Below are 12421 nucleotides of genomic sequence, written 5' to 3'. Positions count from 1 at the left end.
TCCTCCAACACACGGCCGGCCGCTCGCGCGGCCGACCCCACACATCCCGAAGGGGACCGGCCCAGAGACGGGCCGGTCCCCCCAGCGTATCCCCAGCCCGGATGAACCGGACTTGAACATCAGCGCCCTAGTCGGAGCTCAGGGTCACCTGGGCGGTGGCCTCCTTGCCGCCGCGCTGGTAGGTGAGGGTGACGCGGTCGCCCGGCGCCCGGCTGCGGATCTGGGCGATCAGGTCGGTGGCGTCCTCGATCGGCTTGTCGTCGACTTTGGTGATCACGTCGCCGGGCTTGAGGCCAGCCTTGTCGGCCGGGCCGCCCTTGGTCACCGGGTCCTGCCCGTTGACCGGCTGCGGCATGATCCGGGCGCCGCCCTCCTGGTAGCGGGGGTCGGGCAGCACGCCGAGCTTGGCCTGCTTGACGGTGCCGGTCCGGATGATCTCCTCGGCGATCCGCTTGCCCTGGTTGATCGGGATCGCGAAGCCGAGGCCGATGCTGCCGCTCTGCTGCTCCCCGCCGAGCGACTGGCCGCCGAGCGTCGCGATCGCGGTGTTGATGCCGATCACGCGGCCCTTCGCGTCCACCAGCGGTCCGCCCGAGTTGCCCGGGTTGATCGCGGCGTCGGTCTGGATGGCGTTGAGGTAGGACGCGTCGCCGCCGCCGCCCTCGCCCCGCGTGGGCACGGCCCGGTTCAGCGAGCTGACGATGCCGGTGGTGACCGAGCCCTGCAGGCCGAGCGGCGAGCCGATCGCGATCACCGGGTCGCCGACGGCGATGGCGCTGGAGTCGCCGACCGGCAGCGGGGGCAGCGAGTGCTGGCCCTCGGGCTTCAGCACGGCGACGTCCGAGCTCGGGTCGGCGCCCTTGATCGTGGCGGGCAGCGTCTTCTTGTCGTTGAAGACGATCTGGATCTGGCCGCCGCCACCGCCGCCGCCGGAGGCGACGTGGTTGTTGGTGATGACGTAGCCGCCGTTGACGATGAAACCGGTGCCGCCGATCTCGCCCTGCGACGACTGCACCCGGATCATCACGACGCTCGGGAGCACCCGCTGCGCGACGCCCGCGACCGAGTCCGGGGGACGGCTCTGCACCTTGGTGTCGTTGCTGTTGCTGCCGCCGAGGCTCACCGGGCCGTTGTCGTCGTCCCCGCCCGTCGCGATCACACCGATCCCGGCGCCGACGGCACCGGCCACCAGCGCGACGATCAGCGCGACGACGGCGAGGAGCCCGAGGCCCGGCCCGCCGCGCGAGGAGGACGGGGGCGCCGGCACCGGCGCCCAGTTCGGCCCGGTGCCGCCGGGCGGCATCCCGTAGCCCGCCATCGGGCGGGGGCCCGGGCCGCCGGGCGGCGGCGGGCCGGGCGGCGCGGGCGGCGGGCCCATCGGCGGGCGGCCGTGGGCGGGCGGCGGCGGCCCCTGGTGGGACTGCTGCGGCCAGCCTCCGTACGGGCCGCCCTGCGCTGCCCTCGGGTCCTGGTTGTGCGGGACGAACCCGGGCCGCATCCGGTCGTCGGGCGCCTCCACGGGCGCCTTGTCGAGCGGGACGGGCGGCGGCGGCTGCGGCATGTCGCGCGGCGGCACGTCCTGCAGCGGCACCTCCTGCGGCATGTCCGCGGCGGCCTGGGAGAGCACGTCCTCGCTGGTGTCGGGCGGTCCGCCGAGCGAGTCCGGCGGCGCGAACCCCCCGGCGACCAGGCGGTCGCCCTCCTCGCCGGCGTCGCGCCCGTCGCCGCTCGCGGGGCCGGTCCCGGCGCCGTCCTCGGCGCGGGCGGATCCGGGCTCGGGGTCGTCGGCCTCGTCCGCCGGCTGCTCCACGGGGATCCCCTGGTCGGTCACCGTCTCGGGAGGAGCCGCCGCCTCCTGCCGCTCAGGCTCCTGCCCGGGGACGACGTCGTCGTCCTCCGACGGCGCCCTCACCGGGCCGCGGTTGTCTTCCGTCATCCCCATCTCTCCTACCGAGCATGGTCCTCGTTATCGGTGCTCATGCTGCCCCGCGGGGCATGTGGCGAGCATAAGACTCGCCGCCAATACCCATATCTCGGGTTAATCGAACGGATTCACCGCCGAGACCAGGCGGCGGGCACCGCGGGAGAGCCGCGCCCAGAACGGCGCGGAGTCGCGCGGCATGTTCAGCGCCACCGCCGTGGCCGTGCTCTGCGGGGCGTCCGTCACGACGGTGTAGACGTAGCCGTTCCCCCCGGACACCGCCCAGCGCCTCAGGGACTCGCGGCGGTACACCGTCCTGCCCCGGCGGGCGGTCTTCTGCCAGCCCGCCATGCCGCGCGCGTCGAGGTCGCCGCGCTGCACGAACACCGAGACGGCGGCGAGGCCGTCGGAGTAGCTGAGATGCAGGGCGCCGCCGCCGTTCTCGCGGCGGGCCTCGTAGAGGGTGAGCCGGCCCGGCAGGTCCTTCGGGACGGGCCAGCCGCCGCCGCGCAGCCCGGCGAGGGCGGCGCGGTCCAGCTTCTCGCCCCACGCGCTCGCGGCGGCACGGGCCCCGCTGTTCTCGACGGGGCTGCCCGCGCTCGCCCCGGGGAAGCGGGACGGCCCGCCGAGCGGGCGGGCGAGGGGGGACGGCTCGACCGGCGAGACGGTGAAGCTGATCTCGGTGAAACCGGTGGTGATCACGGGACGGCCGGTGGCGTCGATCAGCTCGCGGTGCAGCATCAGCCCGGTGTCCCGGTCGATCCAGAAGCGCCCGGCGGGGCTGCCGTCGGCGCGGCGCGCCTCGACGACGCGTGCGGCGCGGCCGCAGATCGACGCGTCCGCGGCGCGCACCACCGCGTAGTTGCGGGTCAGCAGCGCCAGCGTCGCGGGCGTGAAGCCGGTGGTGTCCCCGGCGGACGACTCGGGCCGGTACCCCTCACCGGTGAGCCCGGACCGGTACCGGACGCCCGCGCCCGGCGTGTGCGACACGAGGACGCGCGCGGTGGCGGCACGGCCGCCGCCCCCGGTGGTGAGGAACCGGCGGCCCTCGTAGGGGACGCGGCGGGCGGCGTCGGCGGCGGCGCGCAGCAGGCCGAGGGCGCCCGGGTCGGTGCGGGCGCGGCGCACGGGGGCGGGGTCGCCGGTGAGCGTCCCGGCGAGCGCGAGGGCGCCCGCGAGCCCGCCGGCCAGGACGGCGCTGCGCCGGCACCGCCCCGCCGGGGCCGGCCGCCTCACGGCCCTGGAGAGACCTGGACCTGGTTGACCGGGTCGGTGAGCGGATCGGTCATCGGCGCGTCGCCGGACGTGAGCGCGTGCTCGACGGCGAACCGGTCGAAGGCGGGCGTCACGGCGGGGGTGTCCTGGCGTCCGCCCGCCACGTAGGAGGCGGTGCCGAGGCTGAGGAACAGGGTGGCGGCGCCGACCACGAGGTAGCGGCGCCGGGGCTGGACGCGCATCGCGGCGGCGTGCCCGGCCGGGCGGTTGTCGCGCGGGCGGACGGCGTGCGGCGGCCTGACGGGACGGGCCGATGATCGAAGCGGCCGGTGCGGCCGGTGTGAGCGGTGACCCGCGTGCGGAACCACCGTCTTCGGCGAGGCGCCGGGAACGGGCGCGCCGGGGGCCTCGGCCGCGTCGGGACGGCCGGACAGGTCGGGCAGGGTGCGCAGCCGGCTCAGGAAGTCGGGGGACGGAAGGTCGTCGGTGCCGTCGGTCGCCGGCAGCTCCGACAGGCCCCGCAGCCGTCCCTTGAGCTTGCGCAGCTGGTCGGCCTCTTCCCGGCAGCCGGCGCATCCCGCGAGATGGGCGAGGGCGCGCTCGCGCTCCTCGTCCCCCAGCTCACCGTCGACCAGCGCGGTCAGACGCTCCCCCAGACAACTCACGCCGCCTCCGTCGATTCCGTTCGGTCAGGCGCGCGGTCCCGCCCCGCGCGCGGTGCACAGCTTTACACGCCCTCCGGCAGCGGCCGGATACCGCCCGCCGCGTGCGCGCCTCCGGGCTCGCCCTCGAAGGCGGCCTCACCGCCGGCGACGGCGACCTGGTAGTCGTTTCGCGTCCCCGGCCGGCGCCGGGTGGGCGCACGGTGCTCCAGCGCCGAACGCAGCTGTGCCCGCCCCCGGTGGATGCGGCTGCGGACGGTGCCGAGCTTGACGCCGAGGGTCGCGGAGATCTCCTCGTAGGACAGCCCCTCGATGTCGCACAGCACGACGGCGGCGCGGTAGTCGGGGGCCAGCGCGTCGAGCGCGGCCTGGACGTCGGCGTCGAAGTTGTTGTCGTCGAACGCCTGCGCCGGGGTCGGCTCGCGGCCCTGGAGGCGTTCCGCGGCGTCGTCGGCGAGTCCCTCGAAGCGGATGCGCTGACGGCGCCGGGCCATGTCGAGGAACAGGTTCGTGGTGATCCGGTGCAGCCAGCCCTCGAACGTGCCGGGCGTGTAGTTCGACAGCGAACGGAACACGCGGACGAAGACCTCCTGCGTGAGGTCCTCGGCGTCGTGCTGGTTGCCGGTCAGGCGGTAGGCCAGCCGGTAGACGCGGGCGGAGTGCTCGCGGACGACCTCGTCCCAGGACGGCGGCGCCCATTCTGCCTCGGGTGCGTTCTCCCGGGTTCGAGCGGCGTTTCCCAGACCCTGCCTGGCGCCGACCCCAACAGCGCTTCTGAAACTGAGTGCTGCTACTCCCATGGTGCCGGGCTGTTCCTCTCTCGTGAGCCAAGGTCTCGCCTTGGAACGGCACGGTCTCGCCTGGGCTGGGGCGGTTCTGATACCGACTCGGTGCTTGCCTGTGTTGGTAACAACGCACTGAAACGCCAGTTGGTTCCCCTGCAGCGATATGGTCTTTCCAGCATGAGCCGTGCGGGGGTCCCAAGAGGAGGCAGCCATCGACGCCATTGAGGCCACCCGGGCCTATGTGGAGGATTTCCTCCCCGAGGACGAGCCGCTCCAGAACGCCCGGCGCCGCGGCCAGGAGGTCGGCGCGGTGCCGATCGGCCCCGCCGGGGGCGCGGCGCTGCGCTTCGTCGCCACCCTGATCGGCGCGCGGACGGTCGTGGAGGTCGGCTCGGGCTGCGGCGTGTCCGGCGTCTACCTGATGCGCGGCATGCCGAAGGACGCGGTGCTGACCAGCGTCGACATCGAGCCGGAGCACCAGCGGCTGGCCAAGCAGGCCTACCGGGAGGCGGGCCTGTCCGGCTTCCGCACCCGGATGATCATCGGCCCGGCGCTGGAGGTGCTGCCGCGCCTCACCGACGGCGCCTACGACATGGTGTTCTGCGACGCGGCGAAGCGGGAGTACCCCGAGTACCTGGTGGACGCGCTGCGCCTGCTGCGGCCGGGCGGCGTCGTCGCGTTCGACAACGCCCTCTGGCACGACCGGGTCGCCGACCCCGACCGGCGCGACCCCGACACCGAGGCGATCCGCGAGGTGCACCGCATGATCCGCGAGGACGACCGGCTCGTCCCGCTGCTGATCCCGGTGGGCGACGGCCTGCTCTGCGCCGTCAGGCGTGACTGAGGACGCCCTCCGCGACCGGGCCGCCGGGGAGGCCTTCGCGGTCCGGGTGCGGGTCACGTGGCGCGGGGTGTGGCGGCTGGCCGCGTTCGTGATCCTCTTCCTGGCGTCGACGGCGTTCGTCGCGGGCGGGGTGATGCGCGGCGCGGGCGCCGGCAGCGTCGCGGTCATGGTGCTCGGGGTCGCCGGGCTCGGCCTCTTCGGGGCGGGCCTGCTGGTGTCGGCCGGGCCGATGCTGTCGCGGCGCCCCGTCCTGGAGTTCGACGGCGGCGGCGTGCGGCGCCCCGCGCGCTGGCCGCTGCCGCGCCGCTCCGGGCGGACGCTGCCCTGGGACGAGGTCGCCGCGATCACGGCGCTGCGGCGCGGCGTCGGCGGCACCCGCCGCGGCGAGCAGGACTACCTGGTCTTCCTGCCGACCCCGGAGCTGGCGGAGATGGCCCGCACCTCCGAGCGGGCGCCGCTGGTGGCGCTCACGATGCGGGACGTGCCCGCCACGGCGGCGGCCGTCCCGTGGTGCTTCGCGGTCGAGCCGGGCTGGGACGCGACGCTCCCGGAGATCGTCAAGCAGGCCAGGCGCCGCCGCCGCGTCCCGGTGATCGACCGCCGGAACAAGTGACCGGCCGGGGCCCGGTCAGGCCGTCAGCCAGTCCAGCAGGAGGCGGGCGCCGTAACCGGTGGCGCCGCGGGTGATCTCGCCGTCCTCGGAGGTGGAGCGGCCGGGCCCGGCGATGTCGAGGTGCGCCCAGGGCCGGTCGCCCGTGAACTCGCGCAGGAACAGCGCCGCCGTGATCGAGCCGCCGCCGTAGCCGCCGCGCCCGATGTTGTTGATGTCGGCGACGTCGGAGTCGATCGCGGCGCGGTAGTCCTCCACGAGCGGGAGCCGCCACACGGGCTCGCCGGCGGCCGTCCCGGCCCGGGTGAGCTCCCCGGCGAGGGCGTCGTCGCTCGCGAACAGGGCCGCGTGCTTCAGGCCGAGCGCGACCTTGGCGGCGCCGGTCAGCGTGGCGACGTCGACCACCGCGTCGGGGTCGAGCCGGGCGTCGGCGTAGGCGAGCGCGTCGGCGAGGACGAGCCGCCCCTCGGCGTCGGTGTTCAGCACCTCCGACGTCGTCCCGCCGTAGTGGGTGATCACGTCGCCGGGACGCATCGACGACCCGGACGGCATGTTCTCCGCCGCGGCGACCAGGCCGGTGACGCGGGCGCGGACGCCGAGGGCCCGCAGCGCGCTCATCACGGCGATGACGACGCCGCCGCCCGCCATGTCGGTCTTCATCGCCTTCATGCCCTCGTTGGGCTTCAGCGACAGGCCGCCGCTGTCGAACGTGATGCCCTTGCCGACCAGGACGACATGGCGCGGGGAGGACCCCCCGGCGTCCCCCGGGTCATAGGAGAGCTCGATCAGCCGGGGCGGGCGGGCCGAACCGCCGCCGACGGCGAGCAGGCCGCCGAACCCCTCCTCCACCAGCTCCTTCTCGCCCCACACGCGGACGCCGAGGCCGGACTCGCCGGCGACGCGCTCGGCCTGCGCGGCGAGCCAGGACGGGTCCTTCTCGCCGGACGGGGTGTTGGCGAGGTCGCGGGCGAGGGCGGTGGCCCGGGCCCGCGCGGTGCCGAGCTCGATCGCGGGGGCGTCGGACTCGGGGCCGGCCTCGGTCAGCACGGCGAGGGTGCCGAGCGCCTTCTTCGGCGGGGCGGCGCCGATCCTGAACTCGTAGGAGGCCAGCAGCGCGCCCTCGACGAAGGCGGCGAGGTCGCCGCCCGGGACGCCCGCGACGAGCGCCGTGCGCCCCCTGCCGCGGCGGGCCAGCGCGGCGCCGGCCCTGCGCAGGTCGCCGGGGGCCGCCTCGCCCACGCCGTAGAGCAGGAGTTCCCGCACCCGGTCGCCGACGCGGACCTGCGTGGCAACGATCTCGCCGGGCTCGCCCTTGGCCTGGTGAAGCGCGAGCAGCTCGTCCAGCGTGAAGGGGAGGGAGGCCGCCACCTCCGCCGCCGGGGCGGCGGGCCCCGACCGGACGGGCACGGCCACCACCTCGGCCCCGAGGTCGACCGCGGTCTGCGACACGGTGCCGCCGGCGCCGTGGATGCGGGTCTCGATGGGCATGGCGGTGGTTCCCCCTGATCGCTGGATGGTCACGGAAATGGCAAGGGCCCCGGCGTCGTCGCCGGGACCGTCACCAGTAGGCCGAGTTCGCCGGGGCCGTCAGCCCACGACGTCCTTGAGGGCCTCGCCGAGCTCCTTGGCCTCGTCGGCGGAGAGCTCGACCACGAGGCGGCCGCCGCCTTCGAGGGGGACCCGCATGACGATTCCGCGTCCCTCCTTGGTCACTTCGAGCGGACCGTCTCCCGTCCGCGGCTTCATCGCCGCCATGCGTGCATCCCCTTCCTAAGTAGGGCCGCGGCCTCGCACACCTCTGGCCGCGTGGCCGCGTGTCGCATCCGCGTCATCTGTAGTGGTCCATTATCTCGTCTTCCGGGCGCGAAGTGGTAACGATCAGCCTCCAGATCGGCAGCCGGGGCCCCGGGACGCAGGTCGCGGGCCGTGCCGGGCGTCCCGATCGGCGGGGGCGCGCCGCCCGCTCCGCACGGCCGCGGACCGCCGCGGCGGGCGGGACCGCCCTTGCCGGGGCGCGGGTGTTCGTCGAAGGTGGCCTGGGAAGATCTACCCAGGACCGAGAGGACGACGATGCCGGAAACCGTGCTTTACGACGTGACCGACGCAGTGGCCACGATCACACTCAACCGTCCCGACGGGATGAACTCGCTGACCGTCGAGATGAAGGAGGCGCTGCGCGCGACGGTGGTGCGGGCCGCCGCCGACCCGGCCGTCCGCGCGGTGATCCTGACGGGCGCGGGACGGGCGTTCTGCGCGGGCCAGGACCTGCGCGAGCACGGCGACAACCTCGCCGCGGGCCGCGGCCTGGACGACACCGTCCGCAAGCACTACAACCCGATCGTCCTGGCGATCGCGGGCATGCGGAAGCCGGTCGTGGCGGCCGTGAACGGCGTGGCGGCGGGCGCGGGCGCGTCCCTGGCGTTCGCGTGCGACCTGATCGTCGCGTCCGACAAGGCCCGGTTCGCGACCGCGTTCACCGGGATCGGCCTCGCCCCCGACAGCGGCATGTCGTGGACGCTGCAGCGCCTCGTCGGCCGCGCCAAGGCCGCCGAACTGCTGCTGCTGGGCGAGCCGGTGAAGGCCCCGGAGGCCCTGGAGATGGGGCTGGTGACGCGGGTCGTCCCGGCCGACGAGCTGGCCCCGGCGTCGGTGGAGCTGGCACGCCGCCTCGCGTCCGGCCCCACGGTCTCCTACGGCGCGGTCAAGGCGGCGCTCGACCACGCGTCGACGCACGACCTGGCGTCCGCGCTCGAACGCGAGGCGGAACTCCAGGACGAGTGCGAGAAGACGAGCGACCACCGCAACGCGACCGAGGCGTTCCTCAAGAAGCAGCAGCCGACGTTCGAAGGCCGGTAGTCCCTCGGGCTCTCCCTGGGGTGGGGGTGGGGGCTTCCCCCGCATGAACCGGGGAGGCCGCGCCAATGCGGGAGGTGGGCGCCCGGCGGTTTGCTGGACGGCATGACGCAGACAGCCGCCGCATTCTTCGCCGGGCAGGTCCACGACCATGTCGCCGTCGCCCGCGACGTCGTCAGGTCCTACGGGGCGGGTGAGAACGAGGTGACCGCCCTGCGCGGCGTCTCGGCGGCCTTCCCCCGGGGCCGGTTCACCGCGATCATGGGGCCGTCCGGCTCGGGCAAGTCGACGTTCCTGCACTGCATGGCGGGGCTCGACACCGTGACGTCCGGCTCGATCACGATCGGGGACGTGGACATCACCCGGCTCTCGCGGACCCGGCTGACGAAGCTGCGCCGCGACCGGCTCGGGTTCGTGTTCCAGTCGTTCAACCTCCTGCCGATGCTGACGGCGGAGGAGAACATCCGGCTGACCGGGCGCCTCGGGAACCGGCGCGCCGACCGGGAGTGGTTCGACACGATCGTGGACGCGCTCGGGCTGCGGGAGCGGCTGACGCACCGGCCGGGCGAGCTGTCGGGCGGGCAGCAGCAGCGGGTCGCGGTGGCGCGGGCGCTGCTGACCCGGCCGGAGGTGCTGTTCGCCGACGAGCCCACCGGCAACCTCGACTCCCGGTCGGGCGCCGAGGTGCTGGGCTTCCTGCGCACCGCGGTGGACGCCTACCGGCAGACGGTGATCATGGTGACGCACGATCCGGCGGCCGCCGCGCACTCCGACCGGGTGCTCTTCCTCGCCGACGGGATGATCGTGCACGAGCTGCCCGCGCCGACGATCGACGGCGTCCACGCCGTGATGCGCCGGATGGAGGGCTGACCGGCATGTGGCTGATCGCGCGCCGCTCCTTCGCCGAAAGCTGGACGCGGCTGGCCGCCACGCTGCTGGCGGCGGTGTTCTCCATCGGACTGATCGCGGGCGCCCTGCAGTTCACGCTGCGGGCGCAGGAGGCGGTGTCGGGCAGCGACGCCAGCGAGTACTCCCGCGCCGACGTGCTCGTCCAGGGCGGCTCGGCCGACCCCGACGACCCGTACTCGCCGCCGGACGGCCGGGTCGCGGCGGCCGCCGTGGCCGGACGTCCCGGCGTCGCGGCGGTCGCGGGCGACGCGACGGTCCCGGTGACCGCGAGCGGCGCCGACGGCAAGCCGATCCTGCCGCCCGCCGGGGCGGGCACGTCCCTGCGGCCGTGGACGTCCGACGGCCGCCTCAACCCCTACCGCCTGGAGTCGGGCCGCGCGCCCGCCGCCGACGGCGAGGTCGCCGTCACCCGGCACGTCGCCCGCGCGGGCGGGCTCGGCGTCGGCGACACGCTGAAGGTGCTGCTGCCACGGCAGAGCCGCGACATGAGGATCGTCGGCGTCGTCACCGTGCAGGGGCACAGCGCCGTCGCGAGCGGCGACCTGCTGCTGGCGCCCCCCGGCACCGTCGCGCAGGCGGCGGGCCTCCCGGCGGGGACGTGGCAGAGCGTCTGGGTCAAGGCGTCGGGCGGATCGGCGTCGGCGCTCCGCGCCGCACTGGCGCGCGACCTCGGGAAGGACGTCACCGTCCGGACGGCGGCGCAGGTGCGCCGCGCGCAGTCCGCCGACCTCCAGGGCGCCGGGGCGTCGATTGGCGGCGCCATCGGCATGCTCTCGTCCGTCGCGGTGTTCGTGGGGCTGTTCGTCGTCGCCAACACCTTCGGCACCCTCGTGCGGCAGCGGACCCGGCGGCTGGCGCTGCTCAGCGCCATCGGCGCGACCCCCCGGCAGATCAGGCGGCTGATCCGGTTCGAGGCCCTCGCCCTCGGCGCCGTCGCCTCCGCCGGCGGCGTGGCGCTCGGCTACCCGGTGTCGGCCCTGCTCACCCACCTGTTCGCCAACGACGGCTTCGACATCTCCGCCGCCGACGCGCAGTACGGCTGGATCGCGCTCGCGGTGCCCGCCGCGGCCGGCGTGCTCGTCACCCAGCTCGCGGCCCGGCGCGCCGCCAAGCGCGCCGCGAAGATCTCCCCGATGCAGGCGCTGCGGGACGCGAGCACCGAGACGGCGGGCCGCCGCTGGCCGCGCCTCCTCGGCGCCCTGGCGGTGTTCGCCTGCGCCTGGATCTTCTTCGGGGGCGTCTTCGGGATCCGCTACGAGGAGCCGCCCGGCCCCGAACGCACCGCCGGCACCAGCGTGATGACCCTCATGGGCTGCATGACCACCGTGGCGGCGCTCGACGTCCTCGCCCCGTTCTTCGTCGGCCCCCTCGGCGGCCTCGTCGGCCGCGCCGGCATGGCCGTCAGCGGCGAGGCCGGACGCCTCGCCCGCGCCACCATCACCCGCAGCCCCCGCCGCGTGTCGTCGGCGGCCTCGTCCCTCATGCTCGGCGTCGCGCTGGTCGCCTCCACGGCGCTGATCGTCCTGTCGGTGGGCGCGCGGTTCAACGAGGCCGGCCGTGAGGTGATGCGGGCCGACCACGCGGTCACGGCGACCGGGATGACCTCGGACGGGCAGGCGCCCCTCCCCCGCGACGCGGCGCGGAAGGCCGCCGCCGTGCCCGGCGTGTCCGCCGCGGCGGCGCTCACGATGTCGGAGGTCAAGCTCGTCTCTCCCCCGCCCAGGCGGCCCTCGCCCGAGGAGGCCCCCGAGCCCTTCTACCTCGCCGTCACGGGCGCCGACCAGAACGCGCTGCCGTCGGTGCTGAAGCTCGGCGGCCGCCTCCCGCGCCTCGGTGACGGCCAGATCGCCCTCACGTCCACGGTCATGAAAGGCCAGCGGATCAAGAAGGGGCAGCGGATCGTGGTGCGCGGCGCCCGCGGCAGGATCGCGCTCACCGTCGCCGCCGCCTACCATGACCCGTCCCACCTGTTCGCCGACCAGGCCCTGGTCTCGGACGCGACGATGGACCGGCTCGACCCCACCGCGGCCGCCCAGGTGGTGCTCGTCCGCGGCGGCACCGAGCAGGCCCTGTCCCGCGCGTTCGCGGACGCGCCGGGCCTGAAGGTCCTCGACAGGGCCGGCTACGTCAAGGCGGCCGCCGACGCGATGACCAAGGGCATGAGCGTCATCTACGGGTTCATCGGCATGGCGCTCGTCCTCGCCCTCTTCGGCATGGCGACCACCGTGTCGATGAGCGTCGCCGAACGGACCCGCGAGTTCGGCCTGCTCGGCGCCGTCGGCGCCACGACCGCCCAGATCCGCTCGATCGTCCGCTGGGAGGCCGCGACGGTCGTCCTGCTCGGCACCCTCCTCGGCCTCGGCACGGCCCTGGGCACCGCGTTCCTCCTGCACGTCGCCACAGGCAGCTCGTACCTCGCCCCCAACGCCCCCTGGTGGCTGTTCCCCGCAGTGATCACCGGCGCCGCCGCCGTCACCTTCGCCGTCTCGGCCCTCCCCGCCCGAAGGGCTGTGTCTATTGCGTCTCCTGCGGGGTGAGGGCCCGGGGGCCCTCACCCCGCAGGAGACGCTGCGATCGCTGGCATCGCTCCGGCTCGCCTTGCGGCTCGCTGCGCGATCAGTT

11 protein-coding genes are annotated in these 12421 nt (G+C 75.1%); 5 read left to right on the top strand and 6 right to left on the bottom strand.

Annotation, left to right across the window (positions count from 1 at the left end):
• Nucleotides 1–127: 127 nt before the first annotated feature.
• The 4 genes from AB0C84_RS23310 to sigE form a co-directional block, all read right to left on the bottom strand.
• Nucleotides 128–1936: a trypsin-like peptidase domain-containing protein gene (locus AB0C84_RS23310; RefSeq protein WP_361069855.1), complete on the bottom strand. Its 1809-nt coding sequence runs from the start codon at nucleotides 1934–1936 to the stop codon at nucleotides 128–130.
• A 102-nt stretch (nucleotides 1937–2038) separates the two neighbouring features.
• A complete protein-coding gene (locus AB0C84_RS23305) occupies nucleotides 2039–3157 on the bottom strand; it encodes a sigma-E factor regulatory protein RseB domain-containing protein (RefSeq protein WP_361069852.1) in 1119 nt (372 codons plus the stop codon).
• A complete protein-coding gene (locus AB0C84_RS23300; RefSeq protein ID WP_361069849.1) occupies nucleotides 3154–3801 on the bottom strand; it encodes a zf-HC2 domain-containing protein in 648 nt (215 codons plus the stop codon). The genes AB0C84_RS23305 and AB0C84_RS23300 overlap by 4 nt, the downstream gene beginning before the upstream one ends.
• A 62-nt stretch (nucleotides 3802–3863) precedes the next feature.
• Nucleotides 3864–4598 carry an RNA polymerase sigma factor SigE gene (gene sigE / locus AB0C84_RS23295; RefSeq protein ID WP_361069846.1) on the bottom strand — a complete coding sequence of 245 codons (735 nt, stop codon included), beginning with the start codon at nucleotides 4596–4598 and terminating at the stop codon, nucleotides 3864–3866.
• A 226-nt stretch (nucleotides 4599–4824) separates the two neighbouring features.
• Between sigE and AB0C84_RS23290 the strand changes: the two genes are divergently transcribed.
• The gene (locus AB0C84_RS23290) at nucleotides 4825–5427 is read left to right on the top strand and encodes an O-methyltransferase (RefSeq protein ID WP_179849325.1); all 603 of its coding nucleotides are present in this window, start codon (nucleotides 4825–4827) and stop codon (nucleotides 5425–5427) included.
• Nucleotides 5420–6040, top strand: a complete 621-nt coding sequence (locus tag AB0C84_RS23285; protein WP_361069842.1) for a hypothetical protein — start codon at nucleotides 5420–5422, stop codon at nucleotides 6038–6040. Before AB0C84_RS23290 ends, AB0C84_RS23285 begins: the two co-directional genes overlap by 8 nt.
• A gap of 15 nt (nucleotides 6041–6055) precedes the next feature.
• On the opposite strand, the gene AB0C84_RS23280 is transcribed toward AB0C84_RS23285, so the two are convergent.
• Both AB0C84_RS23280 and AB0C84_RS23275 read right to left on the bottom strand, forming a co-directional pair.
• A complete protein-coding gene (locus AB0C84_RS23280) occupies nucleotides 6056–7525 on the bottom strand; it encodes a leucyl aminopeptidase (RefSeq protein ID WP_361069839.1) in 1470 nt (489 codons plus the stop codon).
• A gap of 99 nt (nucleotides 7526–7624) precedes the next feature.
• The gene (locus AB0C84_RS23275; RefSeq protein ID WP_083980698.1) at nucleotides 7625–7792 is read right to left on the bottom strand and encodes a DUF3117 domain-containing protein; all 168 of its coding nucleotides are present in this window, start codon (nucleotides 7790–7792) and stop codon (nucleotides 7625–7627) included.
• Between the two features lie 315 nt (nucleotides 7793–8107).
• On the opposite strand from AB0C84_RS23275, the gene AB0C84_RS23270 reads away from it, so the two are divergent.
• From AB0C84_RS23270 to AB0C84_RS23260, 3 genes are all read left to right on the top strand, one after another.
• Nucleotides 8108–8893, top strand: a complete 786-nt coding sequence (locus tag AB0C84_RS23270) for an enoyl-CoA hydratase-related protein (RefSeq protein WP_361069836.1) — start codon at nucleotides 8108–8110, stop codon at nucleotides 8891–8893.
• Nucleotides 8894–8995: 102 nt separating this feature from the next.
• Nucleotides 8996–9760, top strand: coding sequence for an ABC transporter ATP-binding protein (locus tag AB0C84_RS23265; protein ID WP_361069833.1), 765 nt, complete (start codon nucleotides 8996–8998; stop codon nucleotides 9758–9760).
• A 5-nt stretch (nucleotides 9761–9765) separates the two neighbouring features.
• Nucleotides 9766–12336, top strand: coding sequence for an FtsX-like permease family protein (locus AB0C84_RS23260; protein WP_361069830.1), 2571 nt, complete (start codon nucleotides 9766–9768; stop codon nucleotides 12334–12336).
• Nucleotides 12337–12421: the final 85 nt, after the last annotated feature.

The organism is Actinomadura sp. NPDC048955 (genome assembly GCF_040649435.1).
Classification (GTDB): Bacteria; Actinomycetota; Actinomycetes; order Streptosporangiales; family Streptosporangiaceae; genus Spirillospora; species Spirillospora luteofluorescens.
Note: the sequence above shows the minus strand (reverse complement) of the source record. Positions and strands in the feature narration are given on the sequence as shown.